Origin of the sequence: Chitiniphilus purpureus (genome assembly GCF_025642115.1) — a bacterium.
Classification (GTDB): domain Bacteria; phylum Pseudomonadota; class Gammaproteobacteria; order Burkholderiales; family Chitinibacteraceae; genus Chitiniphilus; species Chitiniphilus purpureus.
This window is the reverse complement of the sequence record NZ_CP106753.1, coordinates 3,242,497-3,264,370: the sequence shown is the minus strand read 5'-3', so window position 1 is coordinate 3,264,370 and position 21,874 is coordinate 3,242,497. Positions and strand designations below refer to the sequence as shown.

Genomic DNA, 21,874 nt, shown 5'->3' with positions numbered 1-21,874 from the left:
ATGAAACAGGAATCCTTGGGCAGCATGTTGCCTCCCGAAGCCCGTCATATCGGTAGGGTATTGTTGGAAATGGGCAAGCTTACACCGCAGCAGACCGCCCATATCCTCGAAGTCCATCAGGAGGAAGGGTTGCGTTTTGGTCAGGCGGCTGTCCGCTTGGGGTATTTGACCGAAGCCGATCTGCGGCATGCGCTGGCGCAGCAATTTTCGTATTCCTACTTGGCTTCTAACGACTCGTCACTCAGCCCTGATCTTATCGCTGCTTATCACCCGTTCAGTCCTGCCGCGGAAGCACTGCGTAGCCTACGTAGCCAATTGGTGCTGCGCTGGATGGCTCAGGGTAACAAGGTGGTCGGGTTGGCTGGCTTCGACATGCGTGCGGCCACTGCGCTGTTCGCAGCCAATCTTGCGATTGTGTTTTCGCAGTTGGGTGAGCGGACGTTGCTGATCGATGCAAATTTGCGTCGACCCTCGTTGCACGACCTGTTCTACACAGACAACCGACAAGGGTTGTCTGATCTGTTGATCGGACGCTGCACCGAGGATTGCGCACAACCAATCTCAGTATTGCCAGGGTTGGCACTGCTTAGCGCTGGTACTCCAGCGCCAAATCCCCAGGAGTTGTTGTCTCGTGCGGCCTTTCCACAGGCATTGGAGAGGTTGGCCGCGGCTTACGACGTTGTGATCGTCAATACACCGCCAGCAACCGATGCTGCAGATCAACAACTTATTGCAGCACGGGTACGCGGCATGGTTTTGGTTGCGGAGCGCCACCGTTCCCGTTGGAGTGAGCTTTCGCAACTGCAGACCCAATTGGAAGCTGCTGGTGCCCAAATCATCGGTGCAGTGCTAGACGAAGGGGGACGCAAGAAATGACGGTTCGTGTTGATGCGGCTGCCGCGCCTGCATTTGGTGGGTTAGGCGAATTTGTGATGCGCAATTTCTTGCTCTGCATTGCGTTGGCTGCCATCGCGCTGCCTACTATTTATACCCTGACCACGACCTTGTGGCAGAGCGAGGAGCTGGGGCACGGCCCCATCATCCTTGCAATGGTATTGTGGTTGTTCTGGCAAAAGCGCATGGTGCTGGCTGTCCTGCCCGAACGTCCGGCAAAGGTGGCCTGCCTTGGCTTTGGCATGCTGGGAATGCTGTGCTACGCCTTTGGTCGGTCGCAAGGGATTCTGTTGTTGGAAATCGGTGCGTTTATCCCATTTGCAATGGCCATGCTGTTGGCCAGGCGTGGATGGCCGGCAGTACGTGTGTGCATTTTTGCACTTTTCTTCATGCTGTTTCTACTGCCGTTGCCCGGCTTCATTATTGACGCGCTGACCGCCTCCCTTAAACAGGAAGTCTCGAGCATTGCGGAACACGTACTTTATGCCGCTGGTTATCCCATTGCGCGCAGCGGCGTGCTGCTCAATGTGGGGCAGTACCAGCTGCTGGTTGCTGATGCATGTTCAGGCCTCAATTCGATGGTCAGCCTGTCGGCAATCGGGCTGCTATATGTCTACCTCAATGGGCATGCGAGCGTAGTGCGCAACCTGCTGCTGATTGCTGCCATTCTGCCGTTGGCTTTCTTTGCCAATATCCTGCGCGTTATTGCACTCGTACTCGTCACCTACCATTTTGGTGATGAGGCAGGGCAAGGGTTCGTGCACGGCGCCGCCGGCCTGTTTCTATTTGCTGCCGCACTCAGCTCGCTTTTCATTCTCGACCGTCTGCTTGGATTGGTTTTTCGCAACAAGGGGGGGGCATGAACCAGTTTCGCTGGCAGATTCCATTGTCTGTAATGATGCTTGTTGCAGCAGCATTGGCATGGGCAATGAAGCCAACTAAACCTTTGGCTGATCAGCATCAAATCAATCTAGAGCGGATGATTCCGGCTCAGATCGGTGATTGGCGTCTGGAGTCGGTGCAAGGCGTGGTTGAAGTTCCCCCTGACTTGGCGGCCCAGCTCTCACGCATCTATTCGGAGACGTTGAGCCGCGTTTACGTGGATAGCCGGGGCCGACGGGTTATGCTGTCGATTGCTTATGGCAAGGATCAGCGTGACGACTTCAGGTTACATCGTCCGGATATCTGCTATCCCGCACAGGGCTTTACGATAGACCCGCCGGTGAACAAGCAACTGCAACTGGGTGGGGAGGCCATGCAGGTTCGCACTTTGGCTGCCAAGCTCGGGCCCCGCCATGAAGCTGTTACCTATTGGGTCACCATGGGCGAACGTGTGGTTGGCAGTACCGCAGAGCAGAAACTCGTACAGATTGGTTATGGCCTTCGCCAGATCATTCCAGATGGCATGGTATTTCGAGTGTCAACGCTGGATTCGGATCAAGCCGCTGGTCTTGCGTTGAACAAGCTATTTGTTCAAACCCTCTATCGGACGTTGCCGACGCAAACCCGGGTGTTGTTCTTCGGAAATGGCGCATGAATAATCCAGTTTCGCAACCCTATTTGCGTGAGGTGTTCTTCAAGGTATTGGTGGTTTTCGGGCTTTGCTTGTTTTCCATATTGGCCGGTTTGGCCGCGGTAACCAATAGTGTTCTGATTATCGGCCCGGTTGTCGGGCTTGCGTTTTCCGTATTCCTTTTCATCAGACCAGATTTGGCAATCCATTTTGTGTTCTTCTCGGGCCTGTACGTTGTTGGTCTTTTGCCATTGGTGATGCCTGGATCTGATAAGCTTAGTTGGGTGTTGGCAATCATCAGCTTTGCAGTCGGCGGCTGGGGGTTGTTGCAATCGGCTGGCAGGAAGCATGGATATTTCATTCCTTGGTACATTTACCTTCTGGTCGCATTTTTAATCCATTCTTTGATGGCCTCGCTTATCAACTTCAGCAATCCCTTGCAGGTGGTGGCTGGGTTCAAGAGGCTTTTTCAATTTTGGGGGTTGATTCCCGCAGCTCTGGCGTTGGGGTTTTCCAGTGTACTGGTGGGGAAGTGGCGACGAATATTTTTCTATGGTGCACTCATCCAGCTTCCAATATGTCTTTTTCAATTATTGTACGTCGTGCCAAGGGTGCCGATTGCCAGGGATATTATCCCCATTGATGTGATAGGTGGCACGTTTGGTTCTTCATTTTCAGGAAGTGGTGCCAGTGGTGATATGGCCATGTATCAGGTCATTGTATGGGGCTTTATACTGGCTTTGTGGAAGGAAAAGCTATGGTCTTTAAAGAAGGCCGCATTGATTTCCGCCCTGGTGCTGGCGCCACTTTTTGTTGGGGAAGTGAAAGTGGTGGTGGTATACATCCCGCTGATGTTGTTCACCCTGTTTTGGGATGATTTGATCAGGAATCCAGGCCGCTTCATTTCAATATTGATATTGACTTTTCTGGTTGTTGGATGTGCCGGATATATTTATTTTTCCTTTATTGCAAAGAGCCAATTTTTAGAAGAGGTCGAGAATATCTACGGCTACAATTTTGGCGACAGAGGTTATGGCCGGCTTGCTTTGAATCGCACCACTGTTCTGACTTTCTGGTGGAAGGAGCATGGGTTGCACAATATACTGCAGATGTTCATGGGGCACGGTCTTGGCAGCTCCAATCTGGCCAGTGGTGGGATCGTTGGTGGAGAAGTTGCGCGCCAGTATCCACTTTTGATCGGCCTGGGTTTAGGGTTAACCAATGCAGCTTCGATGCTGTGGGATGTCGGGCTTCTCGGGTTTTCAGTTTTCCTTCTGTTTCTGATTGTAATATGGTGGGATCAAGGGCGATTGCTGAAGAAAACGTCGGATTCTTGGTTGCGTAGCCAGATAGCCCCCATGCGGGGGGTTACGGTAATATTGATCGTTTCTCTCTTTTATAAATCCTCTTTTACCAGTATTGCAGGCTTTCAGGTTCTTTTTGTTGCTTATGTTATATATCATATCTACCTGTGCACATCAGTACGTGACTATCTTCCTGTGCAGGGCCAAAAATATGCCGTGTGAGCCACGAGGGGTGGTCGGTGGCTTGGGTTTTAGAGGTGCAGTGTGAGTGTCAATCCATGTCGAGCTCGCTGGACCAACAAGAACACTTCTATGCATTTAACCATGGTGGGATTTGGGGGTTCACTTAATTCTGGCGTATTGAGTGCGATAGTGCCTGCTTTTGTAGTGGGGGGGTATTTAAACGCTGTTGGATTGCATGTTGCTTTAGGGGCCGAGGCGGAAGTAGGCAATGGCGGCGGAGTGGTATGGGTACTATGAACGCGCCACACCCTTATACTGCACAGCGGGCCAAGCGCAGTATCGTCAACTTCTTGGGCGGTAAGGCCGCGTCGGCAGTGTTTACCTTTGGCGCATTGGTGCTTTTGGCGCGATTGCTGGAGCCTGCCGACTATGGTTTATACGTCGCAGTGTTCGCGTTCGTCGAAATTTTTTATCTATATACAGGATTTGGACTGTCGATTTTTGCGCAAAAATACATTACCGAGCTGCGTGTAAAGGGCTACATCGGGGCGTTGCATCGTGCCTTGTGGTGGAGCTGCGCGTTGCGGCAACTACTATCGGTGATATGCGCTGGCGCTGTATTCCTGGTTTTCGATAAGCTGGCGGGTGCATTTGATCTGCAGTTGGGTGCGCAATTGCTTGCACTTTTCGTGGTATTGCTGGTGTTCGAAACTGCAATGCGCTTCTTTACTGAATTATTTCCGGCGCTATTGTTGCAAGGGCATACTCAATTCATCTATTTCGCGCGCTCCGCCTTGCGCATGCCTGCTTATGGCTGGTTGGTATGGCAACATCAAGAAGCATCGCTGCAGGCGGTACTGACTATCGATTTGGCCGCCACTGCGGCAGCTTGCCTCTATGCCCTGGTAACCTTGGCTGTCTACACCATCCGCGAACGGGTGCTGGATAGCGGGCCGGAAAAACTGGGTGGGCGTCGTGCCATGCTTTCGGTGTGCTTGCAATTCTATATCAGCCAAGTGCTAGGGCAGATCTACGGCAATAATATGCTTCGTATCCTGGTGGGTAAGTTTGCCGGTCTGGTGCAAGCGGCGTATTACGGCTTTGCCTTGGCATTGTCAGATATGTTGCGCAATTATCTGCCTGGCTATCTTCTGCTGGGTGTGATCCGGCCAATGTTCGTGGCACGTTATACCGCCAGTCAAAATCCGCAGGTATTGGATGACATGTTCAATTTCGTAGTGAAGATGAATTACTTCACCTTGCTGCCATTGCTGATTTTCTTTGTCTACGCCGGCGAACCTTTCCTCGATTTAATTAGTCATGGAAAATACGGTGGTGCTTACCCCATCATGCTGGTGATGATACTGGTGGTGTCGCTTCAATGTGTCCATACCGCATTCGCCATGATCAACATGTCTACCGGTTCTCCCAATATCACCTTAATAGCGACACTGGCTGCGATTTCCGGTTTGCCTGTGGCACTGATCGGGGGGCGTTGGTACGGTGCTCAGGGCGTGGTATGCGGTGCATTGGTAAGCGAAGTGGTGTGGTGCATGGTGTGCTGGTATGGCTTGCGCCGCGGTGGGGCTCGCATTGCCATTGATTTTCGCGGCTTTGGCAAGCTGGTGAGTACTACCCTTGTTATTTCGGCGGGAGTTCTGTTCATTCCGCATTCCAATGCTGCTGCAGCCTATACCCTGGGTCTCGTCGGCATTCTGGTCTACATGGTGGTGCTGCACTGGTTGCGTCCATTTAGCGACAATGAACGCGATTGGGTCAATCGTGTCGCGCCCGGCCGGCTGGGCCGGTTGTTTGTGTGGTGAACTTCCCGCATTCCTATTAAAAGAGAGTTTGAACAATGCATTCCAACCCGACCGACCCGGGCCGCAGCGCCGACACGGGCGACCGGACCACGCCTGCCGCATGGCCTGCGGTGCAGCCATTGCTGTCGGTCCTGATCAAGGCGCTGAATGAGGAAACGCACATCAGCGCCTGCATCGAGGCGCTGTTGCGTGAGACCAATGGCATCGAATGCGAGCTCATTCTCGCCGATAGCCTGTCCAATGACCGTACCGTCGAGATCGCGCAACGCTACCCCGTACAGATCGTACAGCTGCGCCGGATTGAGGACCGGGGAGCCGGCGCCGCGGCGCAGCTGGCGTACCAGTTCGCGCGCGGCAAATATGTGTACCTGATCGACGGGGACATGGTGGTGCAGCAGGGCTTCATCGCCGCCGCGCTGGCCGAGCTGGAGCGTCGTCCCGAATTGGCGGGCGTCGGCGGTCTGCTGATCGATACCTGCGTACGCAACATGTTTGATCGCGGCCGGGTGAAGAAGAAGCCGTCCGCCACGCCCGGCGTCGTACCGTGGCTCAACGGCGGCGGCGTCTACCGCAAGGCGGCGGTGGATCAGGCCGGCTATCTGGCGCACCGCTTCCTGCCGGCCTACGAGGAGGCCGAGCTGGGCATGCGGCTGCGCGCCAAGGGCTGGCAGATGGTGCGTCTGCCGCTGCCGGCAGTGCAGCACACCGGCCATGCGCTGGGCACCGGCGCTATGCTGCTGCGGCACTGGCGCAATGGCTATGCCCGTTCCGAAGGCATGTTGCTCAAATCCGGATTGCGCCACGGCTACGCCAAGGGGGCGCTGGGCATCAGCAAGCAGCCGTTGCTGCTGGCCGGCCTTGCACTGCTGGCATTGGCCGGGCTGGCCTGGTGGCCACTCGCCGCCGTCGCCGGCGCGCTCTGGCTGCTGGTGTTCCTGGCGCTGCTGGCGAAAAAGCGCAATCTGCTGGATACCGCGTTCTCCTACTTCCATTGGCATTACCGGCTGGCGGCGGTGGTGCGCGGCCTGTTCCATCCGCTGGATTCGCCGTACAAGCGCATCGACGCGGTGAAACTCACGGAGGCCAATCAATGAGCGAATGGCTAGGCCAGTTGCGCTTTGGCCTCATTGATCGACTGCGTGGTACCCATGTGTTGTCGCTGTATCGTAAGCTGATGCAGCAGCAGTTTCTCGACCCTGAAAAGCTGGCACAGGCCAGTAGAGAACAATTGCAGGCAACGGTAGAAAGTGCCCGCAAAAATTCAGCGTTTTATCGCGAACTCCCAGCGTGCGACTATGCCGAGTTGCCGATCCTGACCAAGTTGCTCATCCAGCAGTCGCCGGAGGCGTTTCGGAATGTGGCGTACCAGGGTAAGCGCATCGGTAAGAAAACCAGTGGTTCCACTGGAACGCCATTCCGCTACGAAACCAGTGTTCATGCGCAATCCTTTCTCTGGGCCGGTATTCTGTTGGCCTGGAGCACGGCAGGGTACCGCCTTGGCGATCGTGTTGCCTTTCTTGCAGGTTCGGCCTTGTTTTCTTCTGGCTGGCAACGGCGGGTGTTCTATGGGTTGATGAATATACTTACGCTTTCTGTCAATAGTATGGATGACTTGCGGATGGCGAAGTACATCCGACAATTGACAAGCCAGCGTGTACGTATCCTCTACGGGTATGCCACCGCCCTTGATGGTTTGGCTGAATACGTGTTACGTCAGGCTGAGGCGCCGCGCTTTGCGCTTCGAGGTGTGGTGACTACGGCCGAGAATTTGACGCCGCAAGCGCGAGAACGGATTGGCCGTGCTTTTGGTTGCCCGGTATTCAATCACTATGGTTGCAATGATGCAGGTGTTTCCGCATTTGAGTGCGAACATCACCTGGGTTTTCACGTCATTACCGATCGTTGTCACGTGGAAATGTTGTCTGACGGCCGTTTGGTTACCACCGATTTTGCCAACGATGCTCAGTTTTTCCTGCGTTATGAAACCGGCGACTTGGTTGAACTAGACACGACCCCATGCCCGTGTGGCCGTGGCTACCCTCGTATTGCGCGGGTCATGGGGCGAGCCAATGACGTGGTGCGCGATCGTCGCGGTCGCCTATTCCACGCTGCCTACTTCACACAACTCTTGCAACACGAACCTGGTGTCCAAGCTTACCAAGTGCTATTCGATGATCAGCACATCCGACTGCTGCTTGATACCACTGGGGCTAAGATCGATCGTACGCGGCTTGAAGCACGGATATCCAACGACATGGATTTTGCCCATTACGAATTGCGTGAGAGCGGCGATTTCGTAGTTCAGGCCAATGGCAAACGCCGTTACGTATTGAAGATGGAGCGTCTTCCGCAATGAAACGACAGGTTGTCATGGTGGGGCCGTCTCCGTTGGCGCATGGGGGTATGGCCTTCTGGGCCAAATCAGCTAGTGAGGCTGGTTTGTTGACTGAATTGGACGTGCGATACATCTCCAGCTACGTCGATGCGTCTCGGCCCCGTAAGTTTCTGGTTGCGCTAGGGGCTTGGTTGCAATTGCTCATGCTGCTGTTATGCCGTCGCGTGTCGCTGTTGCACGTCCATGTTGCAACCCGTGCCAGCTTGTGGCGTAAGTTGGGGTTCATTGAGTTGGCCCGTCTGTTTGCCCGACCTTATGTCGTTCATCTGCATGGAGGCATGTTTCCCAATTATTACGAACGTAACCGCGAGCGGCTCATAGGCCGCTTGTTGGTGCGCATGTTGCGTGGGGCCGACGCTGTCATTGTGCTCAGTCCGGAATGGCGGGAGTGGGTAGCGCAATTGGCGCCTGCGGTACGGGTACTAGTGATTCCCAACGCAGTCATTTGGCCTGAGCAGGTGGAGACCCTGCATGATCCACTGTCCTTGCTATATCTCGGACGAATCGAAGCGGCCAAGGGCATTGAGGAATTGCTGGTCGCGGTAAGGAGATTGCGAGATGAGGGCGTGCCGTTGCGCCTGACGGTGGCGGGCGATGGCCAGATGTCGTGGTTTTGGAGCAAGGTCCAGGAACACGGCGTGACCGACGCATTGGAATATGTGGGTTGGGTTTCGGGCGAGCGTAAGGAGGCACTGCTACGCACATGCGGTGTGTTTGTGTTGCCGTCGCACTTGGAAGCGTTGCCGTTCGGTGTGCTTGAAGCAATGGCTTACGGTCGGGTAATCGTGGCAACCCGTGTCGGTGGCATTCCTTTTGCGCTTGGCGAGGGTTCCGCAGGCTTGCTGATCGAGCCCCAGAGCGTCGAGGCACTGTGCCAAGCATTGATGCAATTGGCCAAGCAACATCCTGCGGCCAATTTAAGCTTGGCAAGTGATGCCCGTGAAAGGGCACGGCAGTTTTTTTCGTTCCCTGCGATTCGTTCCCAATTGGAGGAGCTGTACGATGTGGTCAAGCAGTAGACCACGACGAACTGTGGTTCTGTGCGCCATGCTGGGGCTAGTGCTTGCCCCAAGCCCCTGCGTTGCAAAAGAAGACGCAGATGCTTCATCTCGCCCTGCCTTGGCCCAGTTCCTACCGGTACCCGGACTTGACCTTTACCAGAATCCACCTTTCATCGCTTGGCCTGCCAGCGGCCGTGTATCTTATCGATTGACGCTGACCGACCGTGCCGGAAAGGTACTGCGCACAGTCGATACTCAGGACAATCACTATATTGCGCCGCAGCCACTGGCTCCGGGCGAATACTGCTGGCGCGTCGAGATGCGAGGGCGGAGCAACGGCCCGTCCAATTGTTTTCACATTACCCCCGACAGCCCCAAGCTGGAGGATTTTGCCGAGTCGGCATTGTGGCGCAAAGGGTTGCGTCGACCATTCATATTCAACGGCAAAAATCGCACCAGACATGAGTGGCGCTGGGCTATCCCCAGGGTCGAAGCCGCCTACCGCCGCTTGGAACGAGTCGGGGCCACCAGCATGAAACGGGCTGCCAGTGTTGCTGTTGGCAAGGAGTCGCTCGACGCTTATCAGGAGGTGGAGCACTGGTCGAATCAATTGTTGTACGGCTCGATGTTGCATTACCACACCGGACAGCCCGCATACCTGAGCGATATCCGCGCTGTGCTTGCCGATCTTGGCGCAGGCGACGTGTTCACCCCGTCGTATCGGGATAACCCGCGTGCCGCGCGGTCGCGCCTGTGGGCCCTGGCTTATACCTACGACGTGGTTGGTGATGACCTCGGTACAGCAGAGCGTAACCGGTTACGTCTTCGCATTGAGCAGGGGATCGCCTCCTTTGTGCGTGATATCGATATCAATGCCTACCGGCAGCGGCCTAACAACGCCACGCATGCGAATGGTATCGCGACGCTGCTGGCGGCCGCTGCGTTGCTGGCACCCGATTCAGCAATTGCGCGTGAGGTGCTTTCGCGCCATCTGCGTTGGTATGTTTATGCTGGCAATCCCTTTGGCGCTCAGGATGGTGGCTATTTGAGTGGCGGGGCCTATCTCCAATGGAATCTGGTGAACAACCTACCGCAGTGGGATGCAATCCGTGCTGCCACCCGTTTTAATCCCTACCAGCACATCTGGCTGCACAATGTGCCGCGCTTCTTCGCCTATGCACTGCCTCCAGGCGCGCCGGAAAGCCTGTTCGGCGATGGCCATGAAACGCCGGTTGATCCAAACCATGTGTTGGGGCTCATGGATCGCGTCGCTTCACCCTATGCAGCATGGTATGCCGCACAGTTCCCCCGGACCGCACGCAAGCCGGCAGTGGTATTGAGTAGCGCAGCCCCCGCTCCTGCTGCGGCAGTTCACTTTCCCGCCAAGGCCGACGCTGCACTGTTTCCCGACAGCGGGATCGTCGCCATGCACCGTCAGGCCGGCGGGCGCGAGGTGTCGATCTACCTCAAGGCCGACCCGCGTGGCAGCAGCATCAACCACAGCCATGCCGACCAGGGGGCATTCCTGATCCATGCCAACGGCAAGATCCTGGCCGGCAGCAACGGCGCCTACGACTGGTATGGCTCACCGCACTGGAAGCACTGGTATCGCAACACGGTCGCGCACAATGTGGTGACGTTCGACGGCGGTCAGGGACAGCCCCTGGGCAGTGCGGCGCCGGGCGTGCGTTTCGTTGATTTCAACACCGGCGCCAACGATACGGTGGCCGCCGATCTCACCGGCGCCTACGGTGGCGCGCTGACACGGTATGTGCGCGGCTGGGCCTATCTGCGGCCGAACCTGCTGGTGGTACGCGACCTGCTGGCGTCGGCCACGCCGCGCCGTTGGGAGTGGAACCTGCACAGCACCACTGGCTGGCATGCGGCGCGCGGCGGCTACCAGCAGATGGGTGAGGGCGCGCGCTCGCTGTGCGTCAAGCAGGTGGGCGGCCCGGACAGCGATTTCGTCGAGGGCGATGCACAGCGGTGGCCGTTGGAGCGGGGCAAGCGCAATGCCGTGCCATGGCACGCACGTTTCGTCGCCCGTGCGCCTAGCGCCAGCGCCGATTACCTGTTCGTACTGGACATCGGCTGTCGGTCGTTGCCTGCCGCCACGTTCGACAAGGGGCAGCTGGCGATCGACCGCTACCGCATCAAGGCAGGCCCGGATGGCCTGCTGCGCATCGAATGATGCGCCCGGCAGGCGGGCAGCACGATGGGGAATGAAGCGGCACGACGGGTACGACAACTGAGCACAACGCCGCCGGCAGGTGTTTGCCGGCGGCTCAAATAAGAGGCACACGACATGAGCAGGATGAACATACTGGGTTGCGACGTAGACAACCTCTCCATGCAGGAAACGCTGAGCCGGGTCGGTGAGTTCATCGCCTCGGGGCGGCCGCACCAGCACGTGGTCATCAACGCCGACAAGGTGGTCAAGGCACATCGCGACCCCGCACTCCGGCAGATCATCAATGAATGCGCGCTGATCAATGCCGATGGCATGCCGGTGGTGTGGGCTTCCAAGCTCCTGGGCAAGCCGTTGAAGGAGCGGGTCACCGGGGTGGACCTGTTCGAGAACCTGATGCGCCATTCGGCCGAGCAGGGCTGGCGCGTCTACCTGCTGGGCGCCCGTGAGGAAGTGGTGAGCGCGGTGGCGTCCAAGTTCCAGGGCATGTATCCCGCGCTGCAACTGGCCGGCTACCGCAATGGCTACTGGACTCCCGAGCAGGAGGCCGACGTGGTACGGCAGGTGGCCGAGGCACGGCCCGACATCCTGTTCGTCGCCATCACCTCGCCCAAGAAGGAACAGTTCCTCGGCCGCTACCAGGAGCAGATGAAAGTGCCGTTCGCCATGGGGGTGGGCGGCACCTTCGACGTGATGGTGGGCAAGACCCGCCGCGCGCCGGTATGGATGCAAAAGACCGGCTTTGAATGGTTCTACCGCTTCCTGCAGGAGCCGCGCCGTATGTTCAAACGCTATTTCATCGACGATATGTACTTTTTCGTGATGCTGGCCAAGGCGATGCTCAAGCGGCCGTTCGTGCGGGAGCAGCGCGCATGAAGAAAGTGATGGTGGTCTTCGGCACCCGGCCCGAAGCGATCAAGATGGCGCCGGTGGTGGCCGCGCTGCAGGCCGATGCCCGTTTCGAGGCCAAGGTGTGCGTCACCGCCCAGCACCGGCAGATGCTGGACCAGGTGCTGGAGCTGTTTGCGATCAAGCCCGAATTCGATCTGGATCTGATGCAGCCGGGGCAGGATCTGACCGACGTGACCACGCGGGTGCTTGGCGGGATGCGCGAGGTGCTGGGTCGCTGGCGCCCTGACGTGCTGCTGGTCCACGGCGATACCACGACCACGATGGCGGCGAGCCTGGCGGCCTTCTATCAGCGCGTGCCGGTCGGACATGTCGAGGCGGGCCTGCGCACCGGCAACATCTATTCCCCCTGGCCGGAGGAAATGAACCGCAAGATCGCCGGGGCGATCAGCGCGCTGCATTTCGCGCCCACAACCACCGCCGAGGGCAACCTGCTGCGCGAAGGCATCGAGCCGGCCACGCTGCATGTGACCGGCAACACCGTGATCGACGCATTGCTGCAGGTCGACCAGCGGCTGCGCGAGGATGCCGCGCTGGCGGACCGGATGGCGACGCGTTTCGCGTTCCTGGATGCGTCCAAGCGCCTGATCCTCGTCACCGGACATCGCCGCGAGAACTTCGGCGGCGGCTTCGAGAACATCTGCGCGGCGCTGGGCGAGCTGGCCGAGCGGCCGGATGTCGAGATCGTTTACCCGGTCCACCTCAACCCCAATGTGCAGGAGCCGGTCAGACGCACTCTCGCCAACCGCCCCAATGTGCACCTGATCGACCCGCAGGACTACCTGCCCTTCGTCTACCTGATGGGGCGTGCCGACCTGATCCTGACCGACAGCGGCGGCGTGCAGGAGGAAGCGCCTTCGCTGGGCAAGCCGGTGCTGGTGATGCGCGATACCACCGAACGCCCGGAGGCCGTGGCTGCCGGGACGGTCAAGCTCGTGGGCACCGACCGCGCACTCATCGTGGCCGAGGCCACCCGCCTCTTGGACGACGAAGCGGCCTACCTGGCGATGAGCCGGGCACACAACCCCTACGGCGACGGCCAGGCCGCGCGCCGCATCATTGATATCCTCGCTAACTGGAGCGCATAACAGCATGTACAAGTTCAACACGGTGGCCATGATCGGCCTGGGCTACATCGGTCTGCCGACCGCGACGGTACTGGCCAGCCGCGGCATCAAGGTGATCGGCGTGGATGTGAACCAGCACGCGGTCGACACGATCAACCGCGGCCAAGTGCACATCGTCGAACCGGACCTGGATGGTCTCGTGCACCACGTGGTCAAGGAAGGCAACCTGGTCGCACGCACCTCGCCGCAGGAAGCCGACGCCTTCATCATCGCCGTGCCGACCCCGTTCAAGGACGGCCACAAGCCCGACCTGTCCTATATCGAGGCTGCCGCGCGCGCCATCGCCCCGGTGCTGCGCGAAGGCAACCTGATCATTCTGGAATCCACCTCGCCGGTGGGGGCCACCGAGCAGCTGGCCGGCTGGCTTGCCGAGTACCGTACGGACCTGTCCTTCCCGCAACAGGCCGGCGACGCGGCGGATATCCAGCTTGCCTATTGCCCGGAACGGGTGTTGCCCGGGCATGTGCTGCGCGAGCTGGTTGAGAACGACCGCATCGTTGGCGGCATGACCACCAAGGCAGCCGAGATGGCGGCCGACCTGTACCAGATCTTCGTGCGCGGCGAGTGCCTGCTGACCGACAGCCGTACCGCCGAAATGGCCAAGCTCACCGAGAACTCGTTCCGCGACGTCAATATCGCGTTCGCCAACGAGCTTTCGCTGATCAGCGACAAGCTCGGGATCAATGTGTGGGAATTGATCGAACTGGCCAACCGCCATCCGCGCGTCAACATCCTCAAGCCCGGCCCTGGTGTCGGCGGGCATTGCATTGCAGTCGACCCCTGGTTCATCGTCGACTCCGCACCGCAAGAGGCCCGGATCATCCGTACCGCGCGCGAGGTGAACGACAACAAGCCGCACCATGTGGTCGAGCAGGTGGCCCGCGCAGCCGATCGCTTCAAGAATCCGGTGATTGCGTGCCTGGGACTCTCGTTCAAGGCCGATATCGACGATCTGCGTGAAAGCCCGGCAATGGATATCGTGCTTGAACTGGCCGAGCGCCAATTGGGCCGGGTGCTGGCGGTGGAGCCGCATATTTCCAAGCTGCCCGCCAAATTGGAAGGCAAAGTGGATCTGGTTGCGGCGGATGAGGCGATCGATGAAGCCGATATCGTGATATTGCTGGTCGACCACAAGCAATTCAAGCGTGTCCGCCGCGAAAAGCTGCAGACCCGGGTGGTGATCGATACCCGCGGTTTCTTCTGGTCACGCTGAAGACCGGCGGGTGTTATAGACCACCCGTTGCATGATCGATAACAGGCTGCCTGGCGCGCCGTGCGCCGGGCGGGCCTGGAATCGGATCACCAGGCGGCATCAGATGAAAAAGAAGGGCTCCGATTGCTCGGAGCCCTTCTTCATTACTGCGGGTATATCAGGCGAACAGGCTTACTTGGCCTGATGCTTCTTGCGACGTGCGGCGATCAGGCCGGCCAGACCCAGGCCCATCAGCGCATAGGTTTCGGGTTCCGGAACCGGGGCGATGGTCGAGGTCAGCACATATTGACCACCCAGGGTACCGGTGATCACACCGTTGACCTTGTAGTAGTAGTCGCCTGCTGCCAGGTTGCTGAATTGATGGTCGGTGCTGCCGGTGCTGCCGTCAAAGGCATAGGCGCCCAGCGACACATCGGCCACGTTGTCGCCATAGGTGCCGGCGAACAGTTCGACCGAACCTTGTTCGACGCGGAAACGGTTGATCAGGTTGGCCGAAACCGCAGCGGTCCACAGGTGGGACGGATCGTCGAGTTCGAAGGTGAAGAAGTCTTCGAACGCTTGGCCGCTGTGGACCTTGCCGTACTTCACCGTTTGCGTTTCCAGGATATCGTGATCATCCCACTCAAACACCGTGGCTTGGGCACCAGCGGCCATCAACGCAATTGCAGCAGCAGCCAATTTCAACTTGACGTGCATAGGGTGACACTCCTTTCAAGTAGTATTCAAAATGGTCCGTTATATGCATTCGCCGACGCACCTTCTTACCGCGGTGCTTACCGGCAGCGCAAATACTAAGGGAGTTGAGCAAATAAAGTGAGAGGCAAGTCAAGGGATTCGGATGAGCGGTAGTGTTAAAAATAAGCTGTACTAAAGTCGGTTCCTGTCGGGGCTCTGAATCGAGTTTTCTGTTTATAAATCAACATACAAATGGCTTTCTGATTAATGGCCGGCGCAACAAAATGAGTTGTGAAAATACCCTTTGCAGACCAACGGTTGCCGAGCTAGTGCAACAATCCGCGGTTTTTCATGGACAAGTGCTTCGTAAGGGAAGCGCGACGAAATGACATTGCCAATATGGGATCTCTTTTGCCGGGTCGTCGACAATTACGGCGATATCGGCGTGTGCTGGCGTCTGGCCCGCGCACTCACCCATGAACATGGCATCGCTGTGCGCCTGTGGGTGGACGATCTCGCTTGTTTTGCCCCGCTTTGCCCGACGCTGCGGCCGGAGCGTAGTTGCCAGGAACTGGAGGGCGTGCAGGTGCATCGCTGGGCCGACACACCGCCGCCGGACTGGCAGCCGGGCGCCGTGGCGGTCGAGGCCTTTGCCTGCACCTTGCCTGATGCCTGGCAGCGGGCGCTGCGGGGTGCCACCCCTGCGCCGTTGTGGATCAATCTCGAATACCTGTCCGCCGAGGATTGGGTGGCCGGTTGTCACGGGTTGGCTTCGCCGCAAGGCGGCGGTATCACCAAGTATTTCTTCTTCCCCGGTTTCACGCCCGATACCGGCGGCCTCTTGCGGGAGGCGGACCTGATGGCGCGGCGTGATGCGTGGCGTGAGGCAGACGCCCGGGCCTGGCTGGCGGGCCGGCTCAAGGTCCCCCCGCTACCTGGCGCGTTGCGGGTGTCGTTGTTTGCCTATGAACAGCCGCCGCTGCAGCCCCTGGTCGAGACATGGCGCCGCAGCACCAGCCCGGTGCAGGTGCTGGTGCCGCCGGGCAAGGTGGTGCCGGCGCTGTCGCAGGCGCTTGGCATACCTGCGCTCCGCGTCGGCGAGCGGCATACCTCGGGCACGCTGACGGTGCAGGGCATCCCGTTCCTGCCACAGTCCGAATACGATCTGCTGCTATGGAGTTGCGATCTGAATTTCGTACGCGGTGAGGACAGCTTCGTGCGGGCACAGTGGGCTCAGCGACCGTTCGTGTGGCAGATCTATCCGCAGGAGGCGGGGGCGCATCACATCAAGCTCGATGCGTTTCTCGCGCGTTATCTGGCACAGTGGCCGGCCGGCGAAGCCGCCGTGCTTGCCGCCTGCTGGCGTGCCTGGAACGGTGCAGGAAACCTGGATGCGGCCGCATTGCTGCCGCTGCTGCCAAGCTGGAACGTGCACGCCCTGCGCTGGGGCGCACAGCTTGTCCACAGTGGCGAACTGGCGGCGAATCTGGTCAGTTTTGCGCGCTCCAGGCTACAATGACGAGTTTTTCTATTTTTCAATCGCAGTAACGGGAACGCTCATGAAAACTGCTCAAGAACTCCGTTCGGGCAACGTCATTCTGGTCGACGGCCAGCCGCTCGTGGTCCAGAAGGCCGAGTACAACAAGTCCGGCCGCAATGCCGCGGTCGTCAAGATGAAGATGAAGAACCTGCTGACCGACGCGGCCTCGGAAGCGGTCTACAAGGCGGACGACAAGTTCGACGTGGTGGTGCTCGAAAAGCGCGAATGCACCTACTCCTACTTCGCCGACCCGATGTATGTGTTCATGGACGCCGAGTACAACCAGTACGAAATCGAAGCCGGCAACGTGGGCGATACCGTGGCCTTCATCGTCGACGGCATGGAAGATGTCTGTGAAGTGACTTTCTACGAAGGCAAGGCCATCTCGGTGGAACTGCCGACCACCATCGTGCGCGAAGTGGAATACACCGAGCCTGCCGTGCGTGGCGATACGTCCGGCAAGGTGATGAAGCCTGCCAAGCTCAAGGGAACCGACACCCAGGTCCAGGTCGCCGCCTTCATCGAAATCGGCGATCGGATCGAGATCGATACGCGCACCAGCGAATTCAAGCGGCGCGCGGCATAACGCCACGTGGGCTGCGCCGCACCGGGCCTGCAAGGGCAGGGCGTATTGCCGCCCTGCTGCAGCACCGGGGCGTGATCGGGCGTTCCATAGCAAAACAGCCGCATCTGCGGCTGTTTTGCTATGGCGCGGTATGGTGCGTCATGAATTGCGTCGGATCAACGACACCACGAACAGCACCAGGAAGACCACGAACAGCACCTTGGCGATCCAGGCCGCAGTACCGGCGACGCCGCCGAAACCCAGCACCCCGGCAATCAAGGCGATGATCAGAAAGACGATGGCGTAGTGCAGCATGGCAAGGCTCCTTGGCGTTATCGTGTTCTTACTCTAAAACGCAGTTCTGCCGGAGTTTGCGGAAATTTTGCCGGGAATAGGGGTAAACGGTGGCGATCGTGCAACATTATGCGCACACCAGCAGTGGGTGGCGCAAACGCATGTAGGCGGCCCCGGATGGTGATGTAGGAAGGGGCTTGCGTGGCTTCTCAGCCAAGCAGACCGGCGTGCGCGAGCTGGCGGATGCGGCGCACGGTATCGATATCGTTCTGCCGATAGGCCGCTTTCACATAATCGATGTAGTAGCCGTCGTCCTGCTCGCCCATGCCGGGTGTCTGTGTCAGCGGGGTCTCGTAGACCACCCGCAGGAACAACGCGCCCGGCTGGGGCTCCTCGATGGTCAGCGTCAGCGACCCACCACCGTGCTCGTCACTGGGCTGCGTGTCATAGTGCACGCGCCGGCCAGGTGTCAGCGTCACATGGTCGACAACGCGCAGCCGGCCCAGCAGCATCTCGCGCTCGAAATAGCCATCCTCCTGGTGCAGGATGCGCACGGACTCGACCTGCTCCATGAAATCCTGCGGCGAACGGGCACGATGGACCAGCCCTTGCCAGAGCTGGTCCGCCGTCAGCGCGATGGCCAACGGGTTGCCTTCCTCGTTGATCTGGATCAGGTGTTCGAAACGCATGGCTGTGGGGCAGGCCTCCGGCTGTTCAGATGGGCACCGCACGCAGCGGCGCCGCACCGGGGGCAAAGCCCCCTCGTTCAGTGATGACGGCCGGTGGGGCGGCGCGGCACCGAGAACAGCGCTGCCACCGGCGTATTCTCGTTGCTGGTGGGCTGGCGCTCATCCCAGACCGAGCTGTCGCTGTCGCGCCGGTCGACATTGCCGCTGCGGGCCGGGTTGGCAGGGCGATTGCCCTTGCCCTTGCCACCGGCGTTCTGCTGCTGTTGCTGCTGCTGTTGTTTGCGCCCGGTCTGCTGTTGCTGACCACCACGGTTCTGCTGGCCTTGTTGTTGCTGCTGCTGGGCCTGGCGCTGTTTCTGACGCGGCTGCTGCCCGCGTGCCGGTCCTTCCTGCGCCCGTTCACCGCGCTGCGCCTGTGCCTGCTGTTGCTGCGGCTGCGGTGCCGGGGTGCGACGGCCCTCGCCGCCACCCTGGCGCCCTTGCCCGCTGCGTTGCGGGCGTTGACCACTGCGTTGCTGGATCGGTTCGGGCTTGGCGTCCGGATCGGGTTCGAATCCTTCGATCACGGCCTTGGGCAGTTCGCGCTTGATCAGCTTTTCGATGTCGGCCAGCAACTTGAGTTCATCCACGCAGACGAGCGAGATGGCTTCGCCCTCCGCGCCCGCCCGGCCGGTGCGTCCGATCCGGTGTACATAGTCCTCGGGCACGTGCGGCAGCTCGTAGTTGACCACGTGCGGCAGTTCGTCGATGTCGATGCCGCGCGCGGCGATATCGGTGGCCACCAGCACCTGCAGGGTACCGGCCTTGAATTCGGACAGGGCGCGGGTGCGTGCGCCCTGGCTCTTGTTGCCGTGGATCGCCAGGGCGGAGATGTCGTCCTTGACCAATTGCTCGGCCAGCCGGTTGGCGCCGTGCTTGGTGCGGGTGAAGACCAGCACCTGGAACCAGTTATGTTGCTTGATCAGGTGGGTGAGCAGCTGGCGCTTCTTGTCGCGGTCGACCGGGTGCACCTTCTGCGCGATGGTATCCGCCGTGGCATTGCGGCGCGCGACTTCGATCAGGGCGGGGTTGTCGAGCAGCTTGTCCGCCAGCGCCTTGATCTCGTCGGAGAAAGTGGCCGAGAACAGCAGGTTCTGGCGTTTTGCGGGCAACAGCGCCAGCACTTTCTTGATGTCGTGGATAAAGCCCATGTCGAGCATGCGGTCGGCTTCATCCAGCACCAGGATCTCCACCCCGGAAAGGTCGACGGTGCCCTGGTTGGCATGGTCGAGCAGGCGACCCGGCGTGGCGACCAGCACATCGATCCGTTTCTTGAGCTTTTCGATCTGTGGATTGATGGCGACCCCGCCAAAGATCACCACCGACTTGAGCTTCACATGCTTGCCATAGTTGCGGACCGATTCCTCAACCTGGGCAGCCAGCTCGCGGGTCGGGGTCAGGATCAGCGCGCGCACCTTGGTGCTGCCTTCGCGCGGATGCTCGGACAGGCGCTGCAGGATGGGCAGGGTGAAGCCCGCGGTCTTGCCGGTGCCGGTCTGGGCGCCGGCCATCAGGTCGCCGCCGGAAAGGATGGCGGGAATCGCCTGGGTCTGGATCGGAGTGGGTTCGGTGTAACCGAGTTCGGTAACGGCGCGTACGAGCGATTCGCTCAAACCGAGAGAAGCAAAAGACATAGATCTTCCGTGAAGACCGCCGCGATCCCTGAAGCGGGCACCAGTCGAGCAGGCGGGTAACAATACAGGTACGGACTGGAAACGATATGGCTGGCGATCACATGCCGGACGGGCCGGGACATTGCATCGGATCGCTTGAAGTCCTCGCATTATACGTAATCGCGTTTGATGCGCCAGCGCATCATTTCATCGGTCCGGAAAGCGGGTGGGGGTTCCCGGGGTATACGGGCGGGACGGGCGCGTGCCGCAGCGTGCAAAACGCAGTCCTGCCCACTTCGTGCACGAGGGCCGGCTGCTGCCCGGACATTGGCGTGGCGCTGCCCGGGACGGGCGGCGTCTGCCAGTGCGTGGCCGGTGTTGGCGGGGCCGGCTATGCCATGCTGGCGCGGCGATGGTGGCTTGCCAGACGCGACCAGAGTGCTTCGAAATCCTGCAGGCGGCTGTGCCGTTGCAGGTAGCGTTGGCAGTGCAGCAGGCCTTCATCGACCAGTTGCTGGTCAAGCTTCATTGCCTGTTCCATGCAGCCCAGCCCGCGTTCGTCCCCGGCGTCGAGCAGCAGCGACGCCAGCAGGTAGCGGGCCTGGGCATGCTGCGGGTCGCGGGTGAGCACCCGTTCCAGCAGCGGGCGGGCCTGTGTTGCGCCGACGCGGGCATGGCTCAGTTGCGCCAGGCGCCACAGCTGCAGGTCGTCCAGGCTGTCCGGGCTTTGCATGCGCAGCATGGCCAATTCGGTGTCCTCCTGCTGCACCGCGCGGTAGCGCGCCTTCCAGTTCTGGTTGTTGATCGCGAGCCATTCGCGATCGAACTCTGCCACCAGCTTGCCCAGCGTGACACCGAGCCACTTTTCACCGGCACTTTGCGCAGGCCAGGCGGCCGGCCGCGCCACCTGGACCAGGAGGTCGAGCTTTTCCTTGAGGCTGGGGCGGGGATCGTCGTGCGGCGGTTGTTCGGCCAGCACCTCCTTGAACCAGCGGCTGGATCGCCACAGGCGTTCTCCCTGCTGGAAGCCCTCGTGCAGTCCAGCGTAGGGGCCGAACGGCGGACTGGTCTGGCTATCGGCAAACCGCCAATAGTTCTGCCAGTAGTGATCGTCAAAGAAACGGCCGAACAGCCTGGTCTTGACGGCCGCCGTCGCCGTGGCCTGGGCGCCGATGACCTGGGCCGCCAGCTGCGTGGCCGCGCGTTCCTGCCGCCGTGCCAGCGCGAGCGTATGCATCAGAAAGCGGGGGATGTACCACAGATAGAAGCGCTGCACCCATCCGGCCAGCGTACCGGTGTCTTCCTGCAGCGCCGGATACCACGCGCCCCAGCGGCGGCGCATGCGGTAAAGCCAGCCGCGCCAGCCAGGGCGGCCGCCGTGCAGCCGGCCGTATTCCTCAACGACCAGCGCCCCCAGCTCCGATGAAGACAGTGCGAGCAGCATGGGCAACCCGACGACCAGGTAGCGGCGTACCCCGCCGAGCAGGCCAAAGCGCGCAACCTCGACCAGCTCGACCGCGAAGCGCTCGTCCACCAGCACAGCGTCGAGCGGCGCAACCTTGAGCTGGCGCTGCAGCTTGCTCAGCATACGGAACAGCGCGAGCGCCTCGGCCGGCTGCAGGCTGCGCCCCTCGGGCCTGCCGTCCGCCTGCATCAGGCAACTCAGCATCAGGTAGCTGCCGCCCAATCCCAATCCCAGACCACCTGCCAGCAGCATCAGGCGCCCATCCTGCAGCCCGGTCTTGGCAAGCAAGCATCCCAGGGCAAGCACCAGCAGCAGGCCGCTGTACCCGGCGGCGGCCACCAGCAGTGTCTTCAGCTCGGTCAGCCTTGGATACAGGTGGGCGTTGTTCTCCAGGATGGCGATACGCTGGGTGTCGAGAAACGGGCGCTCGTTCATGGGGGGGCT

18 protein-coding genes and 1 pseudogene are annotated in these 21,874 nt (G+C 59.8%); 14 read left to right on the top strand and 5 right to left on the bottom strand.

Features of this window, described 5'->3' with window-relative positions:
* The 12 genes from epsG (at position 1) to wecC (ending at position 14,550) form a co-directional block, all read left to right on the top strand.
* Complete coding sequence (gene epsG / locus N8I74_RS15085; RefSeq protein WP_263123936.1) at positions 1–876, top strand: chain length determinant protein tyrosine kinase EpsG; 876 nt, start codon at positions 1–3, stop codon at positions 874–876.
* Positions 873–1,757: an exosortase B gene (xrtB, locus tag N8I74_RS15080; protein ID WP_263123935.1), complete on the top strand. Its 885-nt coding sequence runs from the start codon at positions 873–875 to the stop codon at positions 1,755–1,757. The genes epsG and xrtB overlap by 4 nt, the downstream gene beginning before the upstream one ends.
* Entirely contained in the window at positions 1,754–2,431 is a 678-nt protein-coding gene (gene epsI / locus N8I74_RS15075; protein ID WP_263123934.1) for an exosortase-associated protein EpsI, B-type, read from the top strand. The genes xrtB and epsI overlap by 4 nt, the downstream gene beginning before the upstream one ends.
* Complete coding sequence (locus N8I74_RS15070; protein ID WP_263123933.1) at positions 2,428–3,933, top strand: hypothetical protein; 1,506 nt, start codon at positions 2,428–2,430, stop codon at positions 3,931–3,933. The genes epsI and N8I74_RS15070 overlap by 4 nt, the downstream gene beginning before the upstream one ends.
* 254 nt (positions 3,934–4,187) lie before the next feature.
* On the top strand, positions 4,188–5,717 hold the full coding sequence (locus N8I74_RS15065) for a lipopolysaccharide biosynthesis protein (RefSeq protein ID WP_263123932.1): 1,530 nt from the start codon (positions 4,188–4,190) through the stop codon (positions 5,715–5,717).
* A gap of 35 nt (positions 5,718–5,752) precedes the next feature.
* Positions 5,753–6,811, top strand: a complete 1,059-nt coding sequence (locus N8I74_RS15060; RefSeq protein WP_263123931.1) for a glycosyltransferase family 2 protein — start codon at positions 5,753–5,755, stop codon at positions 6,809–6,811.
* Positions 6,808–8,073, top strand: coding sequence for a phenylacetate--CoA ligase family protein (locus tag N8I74_RS15055; protein ID WP_263123930.1), 1,266 nt, complete (start codon positions 6,808–6,810; stop codon positions 8,071–8,073). Before N8I74_RS15060 ends, N8I74_RS15055 begins: the two co-directional genes overlap by 4 nt.
* On the top strand, positions 8,070–9,131 hold the full coding sequence (locus tag N8I74_RS15050) for a glycosyltransferase family 4 protein (protein WP_263123929.1): 1,062 nt from the start codon (positions 8,070–8,072) through the stop codon (positions 9,129–9,131). Before N8I74_RS15055 ends, N8I74_RS15050 begins: the two co-directional genes overlap by 4 nt.
* A 190-nt stretch (positions 9,132–9,321) precedes the next feature.
* A complete protein-coding gene (locus N8I74_RS15045) occupies positions 9,322–11,304 on the top strand; it encodes a heparinase II/III domain-containing protein (RefSeq protein WP_263123928.1) in 1,983 nt (660 codons plus the stop codon).
* A 123-nt stretch (positions 11,305–11,427) separates the two neighbouring features.
* The gene (locus N8I74_RS15040) at positions 11,428–12,177 is read left to right on the top strand and encodes a WecB/TagA/CpsF family glycosyltransferase (protein ID WP_263123927.1); all 750 of its coding nucleotides are present in this window, start codon (positions 11,428–11,430) and stop codon (positions 12,175–12,177) included.
* Positions 12,174–13,298, top strand: coding sequence for a non-hydrolyzing UDP-N-acetylglucosamine 2-epimerase (gene wecB, locus N8I74_RS15035; protein ID WP_263123926.1), 1,125 nt, complete (start codon positions 12,174–12,176; stop codon positions 13,296–13,298). Before N8I74_RS15040 ends, wecB begins: the two co-directional genes overlap by 4 nt.
* Before the next feature lie 4 nt (positions 13,299–13,302).
* Positions 13,303–14,550 (top strand): UDP-N-acetyl-D-mannosamine dehydrogenase, encoded by a 1,248-nt coding sequence (wecC, locus tag N8I74_RS15030; RefSeq protein WP_263123925.1) that lies wholly within the window; start codon positions 13,303–13,305, stop codon positions 14,548–14,550.
* A gap of 171 nt (positions 14,551–14,721) precedes the next feature.
* On the opposite strand, the pseudogene N8I74_RS15025 reads toward wecC, so the two are convergent.
* A pseudogene (locus tag N8I74_RS15025) lies at positions 14,722–15,213 on the bottom strand (FxDxF family PEP-CTERM protein); the annotation flags it as partial.
* Positions 15,214–15,610: 397 nt separating this feature from the next.
* Here N8I74_RS15025 and earP point away from each other — a divergent pair.
* Positions 15,611–16,744 (top strand): elongation factor P maturation arginine rhamnosyltransferase EarP, encoded by a 1,134-nt coding sequence (earP, locus tag N8I74_RS15020; RefSeq protein ID WP_263123923.1) that lies wholly within the window; start codon positions 15,611–15,613, stop codon positions 16,742–16,744.
* 40 nt (positions 16,745–16,784) lie between these two features.
* A complete protein-coding gene (gene efp / locus N8I74_RS15015) occupies positions 16,785–17,351 on the top strand; it encodes an elongation factor P (RefSeq protein WP_263123922.1) in 567 nt (188 codons plus the stop codon).
* Between the two features lie 138 nt (positions 17,352–17,489).
* Here the strand turns inward: efp and N8I74_RS15010 are convergent, their stop codons facing one another.
* The 4 genes from N8I74_RS15010 to N8I74_RS14995 form a co-directional block, all read right to left on the bottom strand.
* The gene (locus tag N8I74_RS15010) at positions 17,490–17,645 is read right to left on the bottom strand and encodes a DUF1328 domain-containing protein (RefSeq protein ID WP_263123921.1); all 156 of its coding nucleotides are present in this window, start codon (positions 17,643–17,645) and stop codon (positions 17,490–17,492) included.
* Between the two features lie 188 nt (positions 17,646–17,833).
* Positions 17,834–18,313, bottom strand: coding sequence for an SRPBCC family protein (locus N8I74_RS15005; protein ID WP_263123920.1), 480 nt, complete (start codon positions 18,311–18,313; stop codon positions 17,834–17,836).
* A 77-nt stretch (positions 18,314–18,390) separates the two neighbouring features.
* Positions 18,391–19,986 carry a DEAD/DEAH box helicase gene (locus N8I74_RS15000; RefSeq protein ID WP_263123919.1) on the bottom strand — a complete coding sequence of 532 codons (1,596 nt, stop codon included), beginning with the start codon at positions 19,984–19,986 and terminating at the stop codon, positions 18,391–18,393.
* A 370-nt stretch (positions 19,987–20,356) separates the two neighbouring features.
* Positions 20,357–21,865: a M48 family metallopeptidase gene (locus N8I74_RS14995; protein WP_263123918.1), complete on the bottom strand. Its 1,509-nt coding sequence runs from the start codon at positions 21,863–21,865 to the stop codon at positions 20,357–20,359.
* Positions 21,866–21,874 lie beyond the last annotated feature (9 nt).